Source organism: Pannonibacter phragmitetus (assembly GCF_050510895.1).
Lineage (GTDB): Bacteria > Pseudomonadota > Alphaproteobacteria > Rhizobiales > Stappiaceae > Pannonibacter > Pannonibacter phragmitetus_B.
On the sequence record NZ_JBNINT010000001.1, the window covers coordinates 282,808 to 303,088 of the forward strand.

13 protein-coding genes and 3 pseudogenes are annotated in these 20,281 nt (G+C 61.2%); 14 read left to right on the forward strand and 2 right to left on the reverse strand.

The genetic code is table 11. The features are described 5' to 3' along the window. Positions 1 to 4 precede the first annotated feature (4 nt). The 4 genes from ACQB61_RS01330 (at position 5) to ACQB61_RS01345 (ending at position 3,639) form a co-directional block, all read left to right on the forward strand. Positions 5 to 370, forward strand: coding sequence for a response regulator (locus tag ACQB61_RS01330; RefSeq protein WP_026355815.1), 366 nt, complete (start codon positions 5 to 7; stop codon positions 368 to 370). 21 nt (positions 371 to 391) lie between these two features. Further along, entirely contained in the window at positions 392 to 1,588 is a 1,197-nt protein-coding gene (locus ACQB61_RS01335; RefSeq protein WP_430511169.1) for a protein-glutamate methylesterase/protein-glutamine glutaminase, read from the forward strand. Continuing rightward, complete coding sequence (locus ACQB61_RS01340) at positions 1,585 to 2,463, forward strand: CheR family methyltransferase (protein ID WP_430511170.1); 879 nt, start codon at positions 1,585 to 1,587, stop codon at positions 2,461 to 2,463. Before ACQB61_RS01335 ends, ACQB61_RS01340 begins: the two co-directional genes overlap by 4 nt. A gap of 186 nt (positions 2,464 to 2,649) precedes the next feature. Next, a complete protein-coding gene (locus ACQB61_RS01345; RefSeq protein WP_430511171.1) occupies positions 2,650 to 3,639 on the forward strand; it encodes an MBL fold metallo-hydrolase in 990 nt (329 codons plus the stop codon). Between the two features lie 147 nt (positions 3,640 to 3,786). On the opposite strand, the gene ctrA is transcribed toward ACQB61_RS01345, so the two are convergent. After that, positions 3,787 to 4,479 carry a response regulator transcription factor CtrA gene (ctrA, locus tag ACQB61_RS01350; protein WP_019965068.1) on the reverse strand — a complete coding sequence of 231 codons (693 nt, stop codon included), beginning with the start codon at positions 4,477 to 4,479 and terminating at the stop codon, positions 3,787 to 3,789. A 372-nt stretch (positions 4,480 to 4,851) separates the two neighbouring features. Here ctrA and fliI point away from each other — a divergent pair, with 372 nt between their 5' ends. After that, a complete protein-coding gene (gene fliI, locus ACQB61_RS01355) occupies positions 4,852 to 6,177 on the forward strand; it encodes a flagellar protein export ATPase FliI (protein WP_430511172.1) in 1,326 nt (441 codons plus the stop codon). A gap of 29 nt (positions 6,178 to 6,206) precedes the next feature. Beyond that, positions 6,207 to 6,614, forward strand: coding sequence for a flagellar export protein FliJ (gene fliJ, locus ACQB61_RS01360; RefSeq protein ID WP_430511173.1), 408 nt, complete (start codon positions 6,207 to 6,209; stop codon positions 6,612 to 6,614). Between the two features lie 192 nt (positions 6,615 to 6,806). Here the strand turns inward: fliJ and ACQB61_RS01365 are convergent, their stop codons facing one another. Then, positions 6,807 to 7,787, reverse strand: a complete 981-nt coding sequence (locus ACQB61_RS01365; protein ID WP_430511174.1) for a DUF2336 domain-containing protein — start codon at positions 7,785 to 7,787, stop codon at positions 6,807 to 6,809. Positions 7,788 to 8,278: 491 nt separating this feature from the next. Here ACQB61_RS01365 and ACQB61_RS01370 point away from each other — a divergent pair, with 491 nt between their 5' ends. The 8 genes and pseudogenes from ACQB61_RS01370 to ACQB61_RS01405 all read left to right on the forward strand — a co-directional run bounded on the left by ACQB61_RS01370 (position 8,279) and on the right by ACQB61_RS01405 (position 20,250). Beyond that, a complete protein-coding gene (locus ACQB61_RS01370) occupies positions 8,279 to 10,444 on the forward strand; it encodes a mechanosensitive ion channel domain-containing protein (RefSeq protein ID WP_430511175.1) in 2,166 nt (721 codons plus the stop codon). Between the two features lie 611 nt (positions 10,445 to 11,055). Then, positions 11,056 to 12,660, forward strand: a complete 1,605-nt coding sequence (locus ACQB61_RS01375) for an ABC transporter substrate-binding protein (RefSeq protein WP_430511176.1) — start codon at positions 11,056 to 11,058, stop codon at positions 12,658 to 12,660. A 116-nt stretch (positions 12,661 to 12,776) separates the two neighbouring features. Continuing rightward, positions 12,777 to 13,783 (forward strand): annotated as a pseudogene (locus tag ACQB61_RS01380) (ABC transporter permease subunit). 91 nt (positions 13,784 to 13,874) lie between these two features. Beyond that, positions 13,875 to 14,728: pseudogene (locus ACQB61_RS01385) on the forward strand (ABC transporter permease subunit). Positions 14,729 to 14,732: 4 nt separating this feature from the next. Continuing rightward, a complete protein-coding gene (locus ACQB61_RS01390; RefSeq protein WP_430511177.1) occupies positions 14,733 to 15,584 on the forward strand; it encodes an ABC transporter ATP-binding protein in 852 nt (283 codons plus the stop codon). Next, a complete protein-coding gene (locus ACQB61_RS01395) occupies positions 15,581 to 16,414 on the forward strand; it encodes a dipeptide ABC transporter ATP-binding protein (RefSeq protein WP_430511178.1) in 834 nt (277 codons plus the stop codon). Before ACQB61_RS01390 ends, ACQB61_RS01395 begins: the two co-directional genes overlap by 4 nt. 127 nt (positions 16,415 to 16,541) lie before the next feature. Further along, positions 16,542 to 17,659, forward strand: a pseudogene (locus tag ACQB61_RS01400) (ATP-dependent DNA helicase). A 251-nt stretch (positions 17,660 to 17,910) separates the two neighbouring features. Then, positions 17,911 to 20,250: a Tex family protein gene (locus ACQB61_RS01405; RefSeq protein WP_430511179.1), complete on the forward strand. Its 2,340-nt coding sequence runs from the start codon at positions 17,911 to 17,913 to the stop codon at positions 20,248 to 20,250. The last annotated feature ends 31 nt before the right edge of the window (positions 20,251 to 20,281 follow it).

The window sequence follows — 20,281 nt, forward strand, 5'->3', positions numbered from 1 at the left end:
GCAGATGAAACAGTGTCTTGTAGTGGATGATTCCAGCGTGATCCGAAAGGTTGCACGCCGGATTCTTGAGGACCTCCATTTCGAGATCACGGAAGCCGAGGATGGGCAGCAGGCGCTCGACGCCTGCCGCAACCAGATGCCTGATGCCATCCTGCTCGACTGGAACATGCCGGTCATGGACGGCCTTGAGTTTCTGACCAGCCTCCGCCGCGAGCCCGGCGGCGACAAGCCCGTTGTGGTCTTCTGCACGACGGAAAACGATGTAGCGCATATTGCCCGTGCCATCCGAGCCGGTGCGAACGAGTACATCATGAAACCCTTCGACCGGGAAATCGTCGAGGCGAAGTTCCAGGAAGTCGGTCTGATCTAACCCTTTCACAGGGCAGCCAGGATGGCATTTGCACAGACAAATCTTACCACGGGATCGACGCCCAACACCGACCCCATCCGTGTGATGGTGGTTGATGATGCGGTCGTGATCCGTGGACTTCTCGGCCGTTGGCTGGACGCTGACCCGGCACTTGCCGTTGTCGCCTCCCACCGTAACGGCAAGCTGGCTGTTGATGATATTCTGCGCAGCAACCCCGATGTTGTTGTGCTTGATATTGAAATGCCGGAAATGGACGGTCTGACGGCGCTGCCGCTCATGCTGGCCAAGAAACGTGATCTCGTCGTGGTCATGGCTTCGACGCTGACACGCCGCAACGCAGAAATTTCGTTGAAGGCGCTGTCGCTGGGCGCTGCGGACTACGTGCCGAAACCGGAAAGCACCTCGGAACTGACCACTTCGGTCGATTTCCGCCGGGAGCTTCTGGACAAGGTCAAGGCTCTCGGGGAGCGTGCCCGCCGCATCAACAGCCGTGCTCGCGTCATGCGTGCGGAAACGGCGGCTGGGCGGACGGCTTCTCAGGCGCCCGTGGGCTCTCTGGCAACCCGTCCGGCGTTGGCAGCCCGTGCCGAAGCGCCGAAACAGGGCTTGCAGACCAAGCCTTACTCCTCGGCCCGGCCCCGGATTCTGGCGATCGGCAGCTCGACTGGCGGCCCCCAGGCGCTTCAGCAGGTCATGCGCGATATTGGCCCGGTGATTGGCGACATTCCCGTGGTCGTGACCCAGCATATGCCGCCTACCTTCACCGCGATCCTGGCCGAGCACATCGGCAAGGCTGCGATGCGTCCGTCCAAGGAAGGGCAGACGGGGGATGTGCTGCAGCCTGGTCATATCTACGTTGCACCCGGCGGCAAGCACATGATCCTGGAAAAGGACGGTGCAGCGGTGAAGATCCGTCTGACGGACGATCCTCCGGTGAATTTCTGCAAACCTGCCGTCGATCCGATGTTTGACAGCGTTTCCAAGGCCTATGGCTCTGCAACGCTGGCGCTCATCCTGACGGGCATGGGCTCAGACGGTGCAAATGGCGTGAAGACCATTTCAGCCGGCGGAGGCAGCATCATTACTCAGGACGAGGCTTCCAGCGTTGTCTGGGGCATGCCTGGGGCAGCTGCCAATACGGGCCTGTGCAGCGACATTCTGCCGCTCATGGAAATTGGACCCAAAATAGTGCGCGTGTTGAAGGGGACTATCCGATGACACCGGCCGAATATGAATTCCTCAAGCGCTTCCTAAAAGAGCGGTCCGGTCTGGTCTTGTCTGATGACAAGCAGTATCTGGTCGAGAGCCGTCTGGTGCCGGTGGCGCGCAAGAATGGCATTGACGGTCTGTCCGCGCTTGTCGGCTCGCTGCAGCGCGGCGGAAACGCCATGCTGGCAAATGCCGTTGTCGAAGCGATGACGACCAATGAGTCGTTCTTCTTCCGCGACAAGACGCCGTTCGACCACTTCACCAACATCATGCTGCCTGCGATGTTGCAGAGCCGCGTAAGCAGCCGGAGCGTGCGCATCTGGTGTGCCGCCGCCTCCACCGGTCAGGAGCCTTATTCTCTGGGCATCTGCCTGAAGGAGAATGCCGCCAAGGTTGCGGGCTGGCGCTTCCGCATTCTCGGCACCGACCTGTCCTCGGAAGTGCTGGAGAAGGCCAAGACCGGCATCTACAGCCAGTTCGAGGTGCAGCGCGGCCTGCCGATCCAGATGCTGCTGAAGTACTTCTCGCAGCAGGGTGATCTGTGGCAGATCAACCCGGACCTGCGCGCCATGATCGAGTGGCGCAAGCTGAACCTTCTGGAGAACTTCAACCACCTCGGTGAGTTCGACATCGTGTTCTGCCGGAACGTGCTGATCTATTTTGACCAGCAGACCAAGGTGGACATCCTTCACCGCATCGCCAAGATGATGCCGAATGACGGATATCTGGTGCTCGGCGCGGCTGAGACCGTGGTGGGTCTGACCGATGCCTTCCAGCCGGTTCCGGGCCAGCGTGGCCTTTACCAGCTCAAGCAGGCGGCTGCTGCCAAACCGGTTTCGCGCTTTGCAACGGCGGGTGTCACGTCTTCCTTCGGACTGAAGTAAGCTGCTTCATCCAACCAATACGAAAATGGCCGCTCCCGTGTGGGGCGGCCATTTTCGTATGCACTTCACGATCATGTCAGAATGAGCCCAATTGCTTGATCTTCTGCGCCTGCGCTCCACCTTCGCTCCAGATGCCTGAGGCATTCTGTCTCAGGTTCCGGATGACTGACCACAGGGAGACACAGGATGACGGATCAGCCAGTTTCACTCAGCCGGCGCCATGTTCTGGCCGGGGGCGCAGCAGGGTTGACGGCTGCGGGAGCGGCAGGCTTTGGCCTCGGGCTTGCGCCACTTCAGGCACAGGCGGCCGCACCGATGCAAATAGCTACACTTCCCTCCGCCTCCCGCTTCAAGGTTGGCGCCTTCGAGGTGACTGCCCTTCTGGATGGTGCTGTCGTCAACGAGGAACCGCAAAAGACCTTCGGCATGAATGTGCCTGCGGAGGAGTTCAACAAGGTCTCTGAGGCCAACTTCCTGCCCGTGGACAAGTTCCGTAATTCCTTCACGCCTGTTCTGGTTAATACCGGGGACAAGCTGGTGCTGTTTGATACGGGCGTAGGCGAGGGCGGGCGCCCGGACCGGGGCAACATGCGTGCTGCGCTTCAGGCAGCCGGCTACACGCCCGAGCAGGTGGATATCGTGGTGCTGACCCACATGCACCCGGACCATATCGGTGGCATGCTGGAGGGCGGCAATCCGGCTTTCCCGAATGCGGCCTATGTGACCGGTCAGGCCGAGTATGATTTCTGGGCGGCGCAGGACCCGGCCGGCAATGGCGTGGCCAAGCTGATGCAAACCCACATCAAGCCTTTTGCCGAAAAGATGACCTTCATCGGTGACGGTGGCTCCGTGGTTTCCGGTATCACCGGCATGTCCGCCGCCGGGCACACGCCAGGCCACATGATCTACAATCTGGAGTCGGAAGGCCGCCGCCTTGTGCTGACCGCCGACATGACCAACCACTTTGTGTGGTCTCTGGCCCATCCGGACTGGGAAGTGCGGTTCGACATGGACAAGGCCGCTGCCGCAGCCACGCGCCGCAAGGTGCTGGGCATGATTGCCGCCGACCGGGTGGCCTTCGCCGGCTATCACATGCCGTTCCCCACTGTTGGCTTTGTCGAGGCCAATGGAGATGGCTTCCGCTACGTTCCGGCCGCCTATCAGCTGAACCTGTAAACAAAATGCAGTGAAATGCCGTTAAGCCCACGCCCGGGAAGCTGGGCGTGGGTTTTTGCAAATTGCAAGACTGCTGACAGGACAAAGAAAAACCCCCGGCCTTGCGGACGGAGGTTTTTCTGAAGCGGATGACGCGGGGAGGCTGTATCAGGCAGCCACTTCCATGTCGGGCTCGCGCAGCACATAGCCGCGGCCCCAGACCGTTTCGATGTAGTTCTTGCCGGACGTGGCCGAGGCGAGCTTCTTGCGCAGCTTGCAGATGAACACGTCGATGATCTTCAGTTCCGGCTCGTCCATACCGCCGTAGAGGTGGTTCAGGAACATTTCCTTGGTCAGGGTCGTGCCCTTGCGCAGGGACAGGAGTTCCAGCATCTGGTACTCCTTGCCGGTCAGGTGGACGCGCTGGCCAGCGACTTCCACCGTCTTGGTGTCGAGGTTGACGCGCAGGTCGCCGGTAACAATCACAGACTGGGCGTGACCCTTCGAGCGGCGGACAATAGCGTGGATACGGGCAACCAGCTCGTCCTTGTGGAACGGCTTGGTCATGTAGTCGTCAGCGCCAAACCCAAGGCCGCGCACCTTGTCCTCAATGCCGGCAAGACCGGAGAGGATCAGGATCGGCGTCTTCACCTTGGAAACGCGCAGTGTCCGCAGGACTTCGTAACCTGACATGTCGGGCAGGTTAAGATCCAGCATGATGATGTCGTAGTCGTACAGCTTGCCGAGGTCGATGCCTTCCTCGCCAAGATCTGTCGTGTAGACGTTGAAATTCTCGGACTTCAGCATCAATTCGATGCTCTGCGCAGTCGCGCTATCGTCCTCAATCAACAATACACGCATGTCAATCCCCTTGTGCTGCCTGTTCTGGGCATATCGCAACAGTTCAGCCGGTGCGTGCGCTACGTAGGACTGATGTCAACCCCGACTCACTTCGTGAATTATGGTTAACAAATTCTGATTCCCCGCAGCAAGCACCAATAGTCCAAAACTGTGAAAAAGCGCACAGACATATGAGAGCCCGTGCAGTTTGGGCTTTCAAATGCGTTAACGTTTCACATCAGGAAATCAGGCTAGCTGATTCCAGTTGGACTCTTTTGACCTTACCATCACGCCCTGAAATGGCTCTCGCCTCTCAACGCTTCGTTCATTAACATTAAGCAGAGATGTAAACGTTCGGTTACCAGCGGGCCACGGATCGAGAGGAAGTTTGGTGTGAAGGCACTTTTTGCCGAGATTGAATCGTTGATGCCCGCTCAGATATGGGGCCGGGTTGTGGCGGTGCAGGGTCTCCTTGTCGAAATTGCCGGTCCCATTCACGAAATGAGCGTTGGCGCGCGGCTGGCCATCGACATCGGCGATGGCATTCCGCCGGTCTTTGCCGAGGTGGTTGGATTCCGGTCCGGCCACGCACTGTGCATGCCGTTCTCTGGCCTTGAGGGCGTGCGCATGGGATGCCGTGCCCTTCTCGCCTCGCGCGACAGCGTCGTGCACCCGGCTGCCAGCTGGCTGGGACGTGTCATCAACGCGATGGGAGAGCCAATCGACGGCAAGGGGCCGCTGCCTGGGGGCGATGCGGCAAAACGTCTTCGCACTGCGCCACCTCCGGCCGCTGACCGGGCCCGCGTCGGTCCGCCGCTGGATCTGGGGGTGAGGGCACTCAATACCTTTGTCACCTGCTGCGAAGGCCAGCGTATCGGCATCTTTGCAGGTTCCGGCGTCGGCAAGTCGGTGCTCATGTCCATGCTGGCGCGCAATACGGACTGTGATGTGTCGGTGATCGGCCTCATCGGAGAGCGCGGGCGCGAAGTGCAGGAGTTTATCGAGGATGACCTGGGCGAGGAGGGCCTGGCCCGCTCGGTCGTGGTCGTTGCCACGTCGGATGAAAGTGTGCTCATGCGCCGCCAGGCGGCCTATCTGGCGATGACGGTTGCGGAATATTTTCGTGACGAGGGCAAGAAGGTGCTCTGCATGATGGATTCGATCACCCGCTTTGCCATGGCGCAGCGCGAGATCGGACTGTCCATTGGCGAGCCGCCCACCTCCAAAGGCTACACGCCGACTGTCTTCACCGAATTGCCACGCCTGCTGGAGCGTGCCGGCCCGGGCAAGGCCGGCAGCGGTTCCATCACCGGACTGTTCACGGTTCTGGTGGAAGGTGACAATCACAATGAACCCGTTGCGGACGCCGTGCGCGGCATTCTGGATGGGCACGTGGTGATGGAACGCTCGATTGCCGAAAGAGGGCGGTATCCGGCGATCAATGTGCTAAAGTCCGTTTCACGAACCATGCCGCGCTGCGTTCCTCAGGATTATCTGCCAATCCTGCGCAAGGCCAAGGCCCTGATGGCAACCTTTGCGGACATGGAGGAACTCATTCGCCTTGGTGCCTACCGGCGCGGATCGGACCCCTTGGTGGACGAAGCTATTTCGCGTCATGATGCGCTTGAGACATTTCTGACACAGGGCAAGGGCGAGGCGACGCCTCTGGATGAGGGCTACATGGAGCTTGCCAACCTTTTGGAAATGACTCCGGGTTAGAGTGCGCCTTGTAAGGGGAGTACCGAGTAATGAAGTCCCGAGAAAGCCTCATTCGTCTGAAGCGGTTCCAGGTGGACGAAAAGCGCCGCCAGGTAACTCAGATTGAATCGATGATCGCCGAATTCCACCGCATGGCGGATGAACTCGACGATCAGATCCGGACCGAGCAGGAGCGTGTCGGCATCACCGACGTCACGCATTTTGCTTATCCGACCTTTGCCAAGGCTGCGGCAACGCGGCGTGACAATCTGCGCAACTCCGCGCATGAGCTGGATGACCAGCTGGAAAAGGCCCGTGACGAGCTGAGTGAAGCAATTGAAGAGCTGAAGAAATTCGAGCAGCTCGAAGAGCGCGATCATCAGCGGGAACGGGAAGCGCAGGAGCAGGCAGAGCAGGATCAGCTGGATGAAGTCGCAGGACGCGCACGCGCCCGCTGATCGGAATTTTCAGAACGGACACGGGGCTCGCGTGGATGCGCGGGCCTCGTGCCGTTTCAGCCCCAGGCTTCAGGGCTGCTCTGTATTATGACGGAGAGCTGGACAGGGGGCGGCGCTGACGGTGTGCGGCAAAGTCGCTGCGCGCCCGCTTGCGTTCCAGTTCGCTCTCTGTTTCGCTTGCAAAGCGTTCAATCAGGGCGTCGGCATGTTCGGCCTGGATGTGCATGTGTTTGCTGCGCGCCCGGACCAGTTGGGCAAAGCTCGGGACCGAGAGCCCGGCGAGGCGGGCAAAGTGGAGCAGCCTTTCCCCTCGATGCTGAACACGGCGGAGCGCACATGTGCCTTGTGTGTGTTACAGGCCAAAGCCATGAGATCTGCGGCATTGGTCAGCCGGTCATCTTCAAGCATAAGCAGAAGGACATCGTCCAGCGCCGCGGATCCGAGGGTGATCGCCCGCCATAGCTGGCTGGTGTTGGACGTGTCCAGCAGCGTTCCCAGCTTGCGGCGGATCTTGCGCCGGCGGGCAATGCCCTCTAGGTCTTCGGCTGTCAGTCTGCCCGCTGCCAGTTCCTTGAGGCGCTCCTGGGTTACCGCGTCGACGAAGGGCATCAGGGTCCGGCAGATACGGGGAGTCAGATCGGAGCGCAGCGTCATCTCTTCCCGCAGGAAGGAGTCTTCCTGGGCCGCGCGGGCAAGTGTCGCCAATGCCTCTTCGGAGAGCCTGATGCGGCGGTTGCCTGCCAGGCGGCGCCGGACCCGCATCTGACCGCGGCGGACAAGAGTGTCGGAGACTGCGACTGGAAGATCTGCCCGGTGGGTCATCCACTCAAGGTGATCTTCTCCAAGATACTCCGCGAGAGCAGCCAGTTCCTGAGGGCCCAGGGCCGGAGAATGTTCCAGAACGGGCCGGGCAACCTGAACTTCGTCTTGCGCCAGCCGGACCGCAAGGCCCGCGGGGGTTCCTGCGAAGGGAGCAATCTTTTCCGCGAACCGCACCCTTTCGTCCAGAGGGCTGCTGTCAAGCAGGCGCTGGATCACTTCATCGAAAAGCAGCAGTTCCTCGACGGAATTTTGTTCTGCACGAAGCAGAAAGATGTCTGCCAGCTTCTGCATCAGCTCGCTTCGAGCGTCTGAAGAAGGGTTCATGGCTAGACTGATCAGCTCTTGGGCCATGATTTTTCCGTCTGTTTCCGGACTGCAATCTAGTGTTCTTACTGTTAGCAAAGAGTTAGTGACCTGCGTTGTCGATCATCACCGTCCCGGACCGGTGTATCGTTGCAACTGGAGCGGCCGTATCCCTTGGCCTCATCAAAAAGCTCCGCCAGCCGCCTCTGCCGTGTTGCCAGTCTGGATATTGCCGCATTGTTTGCTATGACTTACCGCATGAAATCCACGATTGCCCGACTCACTGCTTCGCTTGGCCGCATCCGCGGTCCCATTCTGGCCTTTTTGTTGATTGCAGGGGCGCTCACGCCCGCAGCTGCACAAAATGGCGCGCCACAGAGTGTGCCTGCCGCTCAGCAGGACCAGCCTGTGCTGCAATCCCGGCCAGCTTCCGACGCTGGCAACCCGGCGCAAACATCCACTCAGTCCAGTCCGCCCCCGCATCTCAGCCCGCAGCGCAGGAGCCCTCTCAAGGCGCGCAACAGGCCGGTGCCGCAGCCGTGACAACTGCTGCCGGTGAACGGCAATCCATGGCGGAGGCCCGCGATGCACTGGTCAAGGTGCTGCAGGATCCCGCTGGGCGGGCGGCGCTGATCGGGCTTCTGGAAGGGCTGGGTCAGGCGGAACAGGCCGGCACGGGTGCGTCCGGTGCAGCAAATGGCTCCACCTCCAACGCCGCAGCGGCCGAGTCTGAGCCGCAGGATGACACATTTGCTGTGAGAGTTGGCGCCTACACCAAATATATGGTCGACGACTTTCTCAGGGTTGCCGAGCGGATGACGATCTCCCTGCGCGGATTTCAGCTGCTTGCAACAGGAGAGGTGACGGTCAAGTGGGATCGTATCCGCCATACCGCCCTTGAGTTGCTTGTCGTTTTCGGCTTCGCTTTTGCCGTCTACTGGCTGCTGCGCCTGATGGGCCGTCCGGTCGCGGACAGGCTTGAGAAGCGCGCAGGACAGCGTGGCTGGCTCTGGCGCGCAGGTCTGCTGTTGCTTCTTGCCTTCGCCGACGTGATTGCACTTCTGTTGGGCACTATGGCCGGTTATGCGGCTGCGCTGATCCGGCTGGGGCCGTTGCAGAGCGGTCTCTCTCTGTTTGAGACACTGGCCCTCAATGCCTTTGTCATCACCGGGCTTGCGCGTCTCGCAGTTCGCATCACCTTCTCACCTGCGCGCGACAAGCTGCGGCTGCTGCCCGTGTCGACGGCGCATGCGCGTTACTGGTCGAGCCGTCTCGGCTTTGTTGTGTCCTTTATCGGTTATGGCGTGATGCTTGCGGTGCCTGTGGCTAACCTGACGATTTCGATCGCGGTGGGCAATGCCTTGCGGGTTCTGGTCGTTTTGCTGGCAACGGCAATTGCGGCCATCATCGTCCTGATCAACCGCAATGATGTCAAAACCTCCATGGCAGCCTATGCCCATTCGCTGGAAGGCGAGATCGGGCGCCATGCCTTGCTGGCACTCTCGCGTGTCTGGGCGCCGCTGGCCCTGCTTTACATCCTCGTGGTGTTTGGCATCTGGATCACCCGTCCGTTCGAGGCAACCCGTGTGGTGGTGACAGGCACTGGCCTGACCATGCTGACGGTGCTTGGTGCCATGCTTCTTTCGCTGATGATGACAAGGGCCATTTCTGGCGGCATCCGCCTGCCGCAGGACGTTAAGGAAACACTGCCCGAGCTGGAGGGCCGGGTGAACCGGTTCATTCCTCATGTGCTGCAGGTGCTGCGGGTGGTGGTTGGCCTGCTGGCTGGTGCTATCCTGCTTCAGGTCTGGTCGGTTCTGGATGTGACCGGCTGGCTCTTTGAGGGATCTGGCGGCGGCCTGATTGGCCGTCTGACTTCCGCCCTGGTGATCGTGCTCATCTGCTTCGGGATCTGGCTGGCGGTCATGTCCTGGACGGACCTGCGCCTCAAAGGCCGCAACGACTCCATCATTTCGGCGCGTGAACGGACCTTGTTCCAGCTTTTCCGCAACGCTTTCACCGTGATTGTGATCGTTATGGCGGGCCTGCTGGCGCTCTCTGAGCTGGGTGTGGATATCGGTCCGCTGATCGCTGGTGCCGGTGTTCTGGGTCTTGCCGTCTCCTTCGGTGCGCAGACTTTGGTGAAGGACATCATCACCGGTGCCTTCATTCAGATCGAGAATGCGATCAATGAGGGCGATGTGGTCACCGTCGCCGGGATCACGGGATCTGTGGAACGGCTCACCGTGCGCTCCGTACGCATGCGCGATGTGAATGGCACCACGCATATCATCCCGTTCTCGTCGGTCGATATGGTGTCGAACTTCATGCGCGATTTCTCTTTCCACGTCGCGGAGATCGGGGTGGCCTACAACACCGATATCGCCAAGGCCAAGGCGGCGATGCATCTGGCGTTTGACAGGCTCAAGAGCTCGCCGGCTGGCGGCAGTATCATCGGCGATCTGGATATGCATGGCGTAACTGCCTTCGGTGATTCCGCCATCACCGTGCGTGCGCGCATCAAGACCTTCCCCGGTGCGCAATGGGCTACCGGCCGAGCCTATAACGAGCAGCTCAAGATCGTCTTTGACGAGGAGGGGATCGAGATTCCGTTCCCGCAGGTGACCTATCACGTGGCGCCGGGATCCCTGCCAGCGCCGCAGCAGGAGGTGGCTTCTGCTACACCCCACGAGGATGGGAAGTAGAGCTTCGGGCGCGAGACCTTCTGACCCTATTCCACGGCCAGTTGGGAACTTCCGGCCGTGGAACGCTGTTTCAGGGCCGGTCCACGCATTATGATACTGTCATTTTTGCGGATTACTCTGCGGGCGCCATTGGCTGGCACTGGATAACACGCCTCGCGCACTCTTTCAGCGAGCCTGCCAGCTGAAATGATTAACTTAGCCGGGATTGGTGCTTTTGGGCGAATTTCCCTCCTGGTTATGTTTTTTGATCAAATGGTCAAGGTCTTCCTCGTGAGGTTGTCCGTGTGCATTAGACTTTGAATTTGTATGACTATTCCAAAGTGTGTTGGTGCGCGTGTTTTTTCGGAAATTTTCTTTTTCGGTTCTTCGTGTCTTTTGATGTGACTTGGTGATCGCGGTTGTATTTTGCATGAATTTTCAAGTACTGAGCTTCGCATGTTAAGCGAATGAACAATTTTGGAAAAAATCTTCCGTTATTCCCCCGAAGAAGAAATTTTTTGGCTGTTGATTTCGGGCGAAAAAGCGGCCTTATTTCGCTCAAGGCCGTGTTCCAGCCCGCCAAACGTTAACGGCGGGGTCGCGGCCCTTTCATCAAAGGGGAGAACAGTTTGATGATGATGCGTAAAACCCTCAAGGCTGCGCTTCTGGGTGCAACCCTCATTGGCGTGGCGGCAACCGGCGCGCAGGCAAAGACGCTGGTCTATTGCTCCGAGGGCTCTCCGGAAGGCTTTGACCCGGCGCTCTATACGTCCGGCACCACGTTCGATGCGTCTTCTCAGGCCGTCTATAACGGCCTCGTGCAGTTCAAGCCGGGCACCACGGAAGTCATTCCGGGCCTCGCCGAAAGCTGGACCGTTTCCGATGACGGGCTGGAGTACACCTTCAACCTGCGCAAGGGCGTGAAGTTCCATACCACCAGCTATTTCACGCCGTCGCGCGATTTCAACGCCGACGACGTTCTGTTCTCCTTCAACCGTCAGGGCCAGAAGGACAATCCCTGGAACCAGTACACCGCCGGTGCTTCCTGGGAATATTATGACGGCATGTCCATGCCCGACCTGATCAAGGAAATCGTCAAGGTTGACGATTACACGGTCAAGTTCGTGCTGAACCGTCCGGAAGCGCCGATGCTGGCGAATCTGGCCATGGACTTCGCCTCGATCCTGTCCGCTGAATATGCTGACCAGCTTCAGAAGGCTGGCACCATGGATCAGCTGAACCAGCAGCCGGTCGGCACTGGCCCGTTCGCCTTTGTTGCCTATCAGAAGGACGCGGTCATCCGCTATCAGGCTTTCGCCGACTACTGGGATGGCAAGCAGAAGGTTGATAACCTCGTCTTCGCCATCACGCCGGATGCTGCCGTTCGCCTGCAGAAGCTGAAGGCTGGCGAGTGCCACATCATGCCGTATCCGGCTCCTGCCGATATCGAAGCCATCAAGGCTGACGACAGCCTGCAGATGATGGAGCAGCCGGGCCTGAACGTGGGCTACCTGGCCTACAACACCCAGCAGGCTCCGTTCGACAAGCCGGAAGTGCGCAAGGCACTCAACATGGCGATCAACAAGGATGCCATCATCTTCGGCGTGTTCCAGGGTTCCGGCGAGAAGGCCACCAACCCGATTCCGCCGACCATGTGGTCCTACAACACGTCCATCAAGGACGATGCCTACGATCCGGAAGCGGCCAAGAAGATGCTTGAGGCTGCTGGCGTCAAGGATCTGAGCATGAAGATCTGGGCGATGCCGGTGCAGCGTCCGTACAACCCGAACGCCCGCCGTATGGCCGAGCTGATCCAGGCCGACTTCGACAAGGTTGGCGTCAAGGTCGAGATCGTGTCCTACGAATGGGCCGAGTACCTGAAGCGCTCCAGCGACACCAACCGTGACGGTGCCGTGCTTCTGGGCTGGACCGGCGACAACGGTGACCCGGACAACTTCCTGGCCGTGCTGCTGGGTTGCGACGCTGTCGGCGGTGCGAACCGCGCCCAGTGGTGCAACAAGGACTTCGATGCCCTCATCCAGAAGGCAAAGACGGTCTCCACCAAGGAAGAGCGCACCAAGCTCTATGAAGAGGCTCAGGTCGTCTTCAAGGATCAGGCTCCGTGGGCAACCATTGCTCACTCGGTCGTGTTCATGCCGATGTCGAAGAAGGTCTCCGGCTATGTCATGAACCCGCTCGGCAAGCACTCCTTCGAAGGCGTGGACATCGCTGAGTAATCAGTAAACCTCACGGGGCAGCGGGGCTTTCGGGCGCCGCTGCCCTTTGCTGTTCCCGGGTGGCGGCGCGCAAGGTCAAGCCGCGCGTGCCGCTGCCCCTCATCCGGAACCGGACCATGATACGATTTCTTCTGAGCCGTCTTGGCCTGCTCATTCCGACCTTTCTCGGTGTGACGCTGATCTCCTTCAGCTTTATCCGCCTGCTCCCGGGTGATCCGGTCGAGCTGCTGGCGGGGAGCGCGGCATCGATCCCGAGCGTAAGGCCATGCTTTTCCAGCAGATGGGTTTCGACAAGCCGCTGTGGGAGCAATATCTCGATTTCCTCGTCAAGATCTTCCAGGGTGATCTTGGCGTCTCCTTTGCCTCGAAGAAGCCGGTTCTGGACGAGTTTCTTCAGTTGTTCCCGGCGACCATGGAACTGGCCTTCTGCGCCATTCTCATCGCTGTACTTCTCGGCATTCCTCTTGGCATTCTGGCGGCGGTGAAACGCGGCACTGTGGCCGATCAGGCCATCATGGGGACCGCACTTGTCGGCTACTCTATGCCGATCTTCTGGTGGGGCCTTCTGCTGATCATCCTGTTCTCGGGCATTCTGCAGTGGACACCCGTCTCGGGCCGGATCTCGCTGATGTTCTTCTTCCCGCAGGTGACCGGATTCATGCTGATCGACAGCCTGCTGTCGGGTGAGAAGGGGGCCTTCATGTCCGCTGTCAGCCACCTGATCCTGCCTTCCGTAGTGCTTGCGACCATTCCGCTGGCGGTCATCGCGCGCCAGACCCGCTCTGCCATGCTGGAAGTGCTGGGCGAGGATTACGTGCGCACTGCCCGTGCCAAGGGTCTGCCGCCCCTGCGTGTCGTGGGTCTGCATGCCTTGCGCAATGCGCTCATTCCCGTCATCACGACCATCGGCCTGCAGATCGGCGTGATGCTGGCAGGCGCAATCCTGACCGAAACGATTTTCTCCTGGCCGGGCATTGGCAAGTGGCTCGTCGACAGCATTCTGCGGCGCGATTATTTCGCCGTGCAGGGTGGCCTGCTGCTGGTTGCCGGCATCATCATGCTGGTAAACCTGATCGTTGACCTGCTTTACGGGCTCATCAACCCGCGTATCCGGCATCACTGAGCGCGGAGGACAGACCATGACCAAGACTTCAGAGGCTGCACCCGTTTCGGCGGAAAAGCTCGCCCAGGAAAGCCGCAACGCCACACGCGCCATGCTGGCCGAATTCTGGTACTACTTCTCGCAGAGCCGCGGAGCTGTTATTGGCCTCGCCATCTTTGTGCTGCTGGTGCTGACAGCAGTTTTCGCGCCGCTCATCGCTCCGCATGCGCCGCAGGTGCAGTACCGGGAGAGCTTCCTTGTCCCGCCGGTCTGGGTTGAGGGGGCGACTGGCGCTTCCTGCTCGGCACAGATGCTGTGGGCCGCGATATCCTTTCACGCTTGATCTTCGGGGCCCGGTTCTCCCTCTTTATCGGCGTGCTTGTGGTGGTGATTGCCCTTGTCGGCGGCATCGCACTCGGCCTTGTCGCCGGTTATGTGCGCGGCGCGGTCGATACATTCATCATGCGCGTGATGGATATCATCCTCGCCTTCCCGTCGCTTCTGCTGGCTCTCGTGCTGGTGGCCATCCTCGGGCCGGGGCTGACCAATGCAATGATCGCCATTGCACTGGTGCTGCAGCCGCATTTCGTCCGTCTCACCCGTGCGGCGGTGCTGGCCGAGCGCAACCGCGATTATGTGGTGGCGGCGCGTGTGGCCGGGGCAGGGCATTTCCGGCTGATGTTCAAGACCATTCTGCCGAACTGCCTTGCACCGCTGATCGTGCAGGCGACGCTCTCCTTCTCCAACGCCATCCTGGATGCGGCTGCCCTCGGCTTCCTCGGCATGGGGGCCCAGCCGCCTACCCCGGAGTGGGGCACGATGCTGGCGGAAGCGCGGGAATTCATCCTGCGCGCCTGGTGGGTCGTCACCTTCCCCGGTCTTGCCATCCTCATCACGGTTCTGGCCATCAACCTGGTCGGTGACGGCCTGCGTGATGCACTCGATCCCAAGCTGAAGCGGAGCTAAGCCCATGGCGCTACTTGAAATCCGCAACCTCCGGGTCGAGTTCGACACCGCCAAGGGCCCGTTCCGGGCGCTGGATGGTGTGGATTATACGGTCGAAGCCGGCGAAGTGCTGGCCATCGTCGGTGAGTCCGGTTCGGGCAAGTCGGTGGCCATGCTGGCCACCATGGGTCTTCTGCCGGACACGGCCACCATCACGGCGGACAAGATGGAGTTTGAAGGCCGCGACATGCGCAAGCTCTCTGCAGCAGAGCGGCGCCAGGTCATCGGCAAGGACATCTCCATGATCTTCCAGGAGCCGATCGCCAGCCTCAATCCGTGCTTTACCGTCGGCTTCCAGCTCAACGAAGCGCTGAAAGTGCACACCGATCTCTCCGGCAGCGCCCGCAAGGCCCGTGTGCTGGAGCTGATGCAGGCGGTGGGCATTCCTGAGCCTGAGCGCCGGGTCAACTCCTTCCCGCACCAGATGTCGGGCGGCCAGTGCCAGCGTGTGATGATCGCCATGGCCATTGCCTGCGCTCCGAAGCTGCTGATCGCCGACGAGCCGACGACGGCGCTCGACGTGACGATCCAGAAGCAGATCCTTGATCTCTTGATGAAGCTGCAAAAGGACAGCGGCATGGCGCTGATCATGATCACCCATGACATGGGTGTCGTGGCCGAAACCGCTGACCGGGTGATCGTGCAGTATCAGGGCCGGAAGATGGAGGAGTCCGATGTGCTCTCCCTCTTCGAGGCGCCCAAGCACCCCTACACCCGTGCGCTGCTGTCGGCGCTGCCGGAAAACGCCACCGGCGACCGGCTGCCGACCGTGAGCGACTTTGCCAAGACCTTTGCAGCCCAGGAGGCCAGCGCATGAGTGACGCAATCCTCAAGGTTCGCGATGTCACGCGTGAATATGTCATCGGCGGGGGCATGTTCTCCAAGCCTCGCGTCCTGCAGGCGGTCAAGGGTGTCAGCTTCGACGTGGAGCGCGGCTCCACGCTGGCCATCGTCGGTGAGAGCGGTTGCGGCAAGTCCACGCTTGCCCGCATTCTCACCATGATCGACCCGCAGACCTCCGGCTCCATCGAGATCGACGGCCTGCCCATCGACATTGCCAAGACCGGCATCTCCCGCGAAATGCGCCGCAAGGTGCAGATCGTGTTCCAGAACCCCTATGGCTCGCTCAACCCGCGCCAGAAGATCGGTCATGTTCTGGAAGAGCCGCTGCTGCTCAACACGGACATGTCCGCCGCCGAGCGGCGCGATGCGGCGCTGTCCATGCTGGAAAAGGTGGGGCTGAAGCCGGAGCATTACGGCCGCTATCCACACATGTTCTCCGGCGGCCAGCGCCAGCGCGTGGCGATTGCCCGGGCGATCATGCTGAAGCCGAAGCTCCTGGTGCTGGACGAGCCGGTTTCCGCGCTCGACCTCTCCGTTCAGGCGCAGATCCTCAATCTGCTGAAGGATCTGCAGGACGAGATGGGCCTCACCTACGTGTTCATCAGCCACGACCTGTCGGTGGTGCGTTACCTCGCCGACAAGGTGATGGTGATGTATTACGGCGAGGTGGTGGAATACGGCACCCGCGACGAGGTGTTCGAGAACCCGCAGCACGAATACACCCGCACGCTGTTCAGCGCGACGCCGAAGTCCGGTGTCGAGAGCATCCGCGCCCGCCTCGCGGCGAAGGCTGCGGCGGCTTAAGCGCAAACGGTTGCCTGTCATGCCCCGCGAGGCCGGAAAGGGTTTCGCGGGGCATTTTGTTTTCGAGCCTTGGTCATGGGGTAAAAACCCGCTATTGCCTTGAGCGAACGAAACGGGAATCGCACGGATGCTCTGGTCGCCTCAGCAGGAAAAGGCCTTGTCGGATGCCGCGCGCTGGCTGAAGCGCGGGGACAAACAGGTGTTCCGCCTTTTCGGCTTTGCCGGAACGGGCAAGACGACGCTGGCCCGCCATCTGGCGGAGGGCATTGATGGCGATGTGTGCTTCGGCGCTTTCACCGGCAAGGCAGCCCACGTGCTGCGCCAGAAGGGCTGCACGGATGCCGGCACCATTCACTCGCTGATCTACCGGCCCCGTGCGGCCAAGGAAGAAGAGATCGTCGAGGAGGGGAGGACGCCGGGCCGCAGTTTGCCCTGAAGCGCGACAGCGAGGCAGCACGTGCATCCCTCATCGTCATCGACGAATGCTCCATGGTGGACGAGGATCTGGGCCGCGATCTTCTGTCCTTCGGCACGCCGGTGCTGGTGCTGGGCGACCCGGCGCAGCTGCCTCCGGTGAAGGGCGGTGGCTATTTCACCGAGGCCGAGCCGGACGTGATGCTGACCGAGGTGCACCGGCAGGCGCAGGATAATCCGATCGTGCGCATGTCCATGACCATCCGCGAGGGCGGCAGCCTTGATTACGGCACCTTCGGCGCCAGCCGCATCATTTCCCGCCGGGAGATCGACAAGGAGCAGATCCTGGCCGCCGATCAGGTTCTTGTCGGCACCAACCGCACCCGCCGCCTCTACAACAACCGCATCCGCGAGCTGAAGGGCTTCCTTCAGCCCATGCCGGCCGTTGGCGACAAGCTGGTGTGCCTCAGAAACGACAAGACCCGCGGGCTGCTCAATGGCGGCCTGTGGCAGGTCAAGCGGCAGAAGCAGTCCAAGGGCAACACCCTGCGCTACGACATCATGCCGGAAGACGAGCCGGGCAAGCAGTCGGTGGAAATCAAGGTCATGCCTGCGCTCTTCGAGGAAGGTGCGGAGCAGATTCCTTATGCTCTGCGGCGCAAGTCGGACGAATTCGATTTCGGCTATGCCCTCACCGTGCACAAGGCCCAGGGCTCGCAATGGGACCGTGTCGTCCTCTTCGACGAAAGCTTCGCCTTCCGCGAACACCGCGACCGCTGGCTCTACACCGCCGTCACCCGCGCAGCGGAGAGCATCACCGTGGTGCGGTGAAGGGCGGCAATCCGTAAGTGCCGCTCCCTGTGTGAAACCCTGCATTTCCGTGGACGGTGGCGGGGTGTCTCTTTATCGCCGCCTTTGCGGGCTCTATCGTCCGCGCTCCCTTGCCAGCCTCCGGCGGGCGGGGGCTATCCGATCAATTTGCGATGGAACGACCCCATGTCCGATCTCTCCGACCTGAGCCCTGAGACCCCCGGCTTCGCCGCCACGCCTGCTTCCGGCAAGAAGGCGCAGGTCTCCCCGAAGTGGCGCTCAGGATTGCGCGGCGGATTGCGGAGGAGATCGGCTGTCAGCCGAACCAGGTCAATGCCACGGTGCAGATGCTGGATGAGGGCTCGACGGTGCCCTTCATCGCCCGCTACCGCAAGGAAGCGACCGGCGGGCTGGATGACACCCAGCTGCGCAAGCTGGAAGAGCGGCTGATCTATCTGCGGGAGATGGAAGACCGGCGTGCCGCCATCGTGAAGTCGATTGATGAGCAGGGCAAGCTGACGGACGAGCTGGCGCTGAAGATCGCGCAGGCCGACACCAAGGCGGTGCTGGAAGATCTGTATCTGCCCTTCAAGAAGAAGCGCCGCACCAAGGCGCAGATTGCCCGCGAAGCAGGGCTGGAGCCGCTGGCCGATGCGCTGCTGTCCGATCCGCGCAAGGTGCCGGAGAGCGAAGCTGCCGCCTTTGTCAGCGAGGAGAAGGGCGTGGCCACGGTGAAGGACGCGCTGGATGGCGCACGCCAGATCCTGATGGAGCGCTTCTCCGAAAACGCTGAACTGGTTGGCCGTCTGCGTGAATATCTGACTTCCAAGGGCGTTGTCGTCTCCAAGGTCATCGACGGCCAGCAGGAGCCGGGCGCCAAATTCGCTGATTATTTCGATTATTCCGAGAGCTGGGCCAAGATCCCCAGCCACCGCGCGCTGGCACTGTTCCGTGGCCGCAACGAGGGTGTGCTCTCCGTCGAGCTGACGGTAGACACGGATGTGACCGAGGGGCTGAAGCCGGTCGAGCGCATGGTGGCACATGCGGCCGGTATCTCCGAGCAGGGCCGCCCGGCTGACAAGTGGCTGATGGATGTGGCCCGCTGGGCCTGGAAGGTGAAGCTGGCGCTGCACCTTGAGCTTGACCTGATGGGCGACCTGCGCGACCGCGCCGAGGAAGAGGCCATTCAGGTGTTTGCCCGCAACCTCAAGGACCTGCTGCTGGCCGCACCCGCCGGTGCCCGCGCTACGCTGGGGCTCGACCCGGGCATCCGCACGGGTGTGAAGGTGGCGGTGGTGGATGCCACCGGCAAGCTGGTGGAGACGGCCACCGTCTATCCCTTCCAGCCGAAGAACGATATGGCCGGTGCCCGCAACACGCTGCTGGCGCTGATCGCCCGCCACAAGGTGGGGCTGATCGCCATCGGCAACGGCACCGCAAGCCGCGAGACCGACCGTCTGGCCGCAGAGGTTCTGGCCGACATTCCGGTTGCGGCGCGGCCCATCAAGGTCATCGTCAACGAGGCGGGAGCTTCGGTCTATTCGGCCTCTGAGCTGGCAGCCAAGGAAATGCCGGATGTGGACGTGTCCCTGCGTGGGGCCGCCTCCATCGCCCGCCGCCTGCAGGACCCTCTGGCCGAACTCGTCAAGATCGAGCCCAAGTCCATCGGCGTCGGTCAGTATCAGCATGACGTGAACCAGACCCGTCTGGCCCGTGCGCTTGATGCCGTTGTGGAAGATGCGGTGAACGCGGTGGGTGTGGATCTCAACACCGCTTCGCCTGCGCTGCTCGCCCGCATTTCGGGTCTGGGCGAAAGCCTCGCCAAGGCCGTGGTGGAACACCGCGACAGCATTGGCCGCTTCACCACGCGCAAGCAGCTGATGGATGTGCCGCGCCTCGGTGCGAAGGCCTTCGAGCTTTGCGCCGGTTTCCTGCGCATCCGCGACGGTGACAATCCGCTGGATTCGTCCTCCGTGCACCCGGAAGCCTATCCGCTGGCCGAGCGCATCGTGAAGGCCTGTGGCCGGGACGTGCGCCAGATCATGGGCGACAGTGCCTTCCTGAAGACGCTGAATGCGGCCCAGTTCACCGACGAGCGTTTCGGCCTGCCGACCGTGCGCGACATCATCGCCGAGCTGGAGAAGCCGGGCCGCGACCCGCGCCCCGAGTTCAAGACCGCAACGCTGCTGGATGGTGTGGAAGAGATTTCAGACCTGCGCGTGGGCATGAAGCTGGAAGGCACGGTCACCAACGTCACCAATTTTGGTGCCTTCGTCGATATCGGCGTGCATCAGGACGGCCTTGTTCACGTGTCTCAGCTGGCCGACAAGTTCGTGGATGATCCGCACAAGGTGGTCAAGGCGGGCGATATCGTCTCGGTGACGGTGCTGGAAGTGGATGCCAAGCGCAAGCGCATTTCGCTGACCATGAAGAAGGCCGCCGACTATCAGGCTGCCCGTGAACGGACCAGCCAGGATGGCCCTCGTGATCCGCGTGGCCCCCGTCCCGGCGGTGGTGCCCCGCGTGGTGGCGGCGCCCCCGTGGCGGCGGCGCTCCTGCACCGGCCAGCGGCGGCAACAGCGCCATGGCCGCAGCCCTTGCTGCTGCGATGAACCGCAAGGGCAAGTGAACGGGGGCTGATTT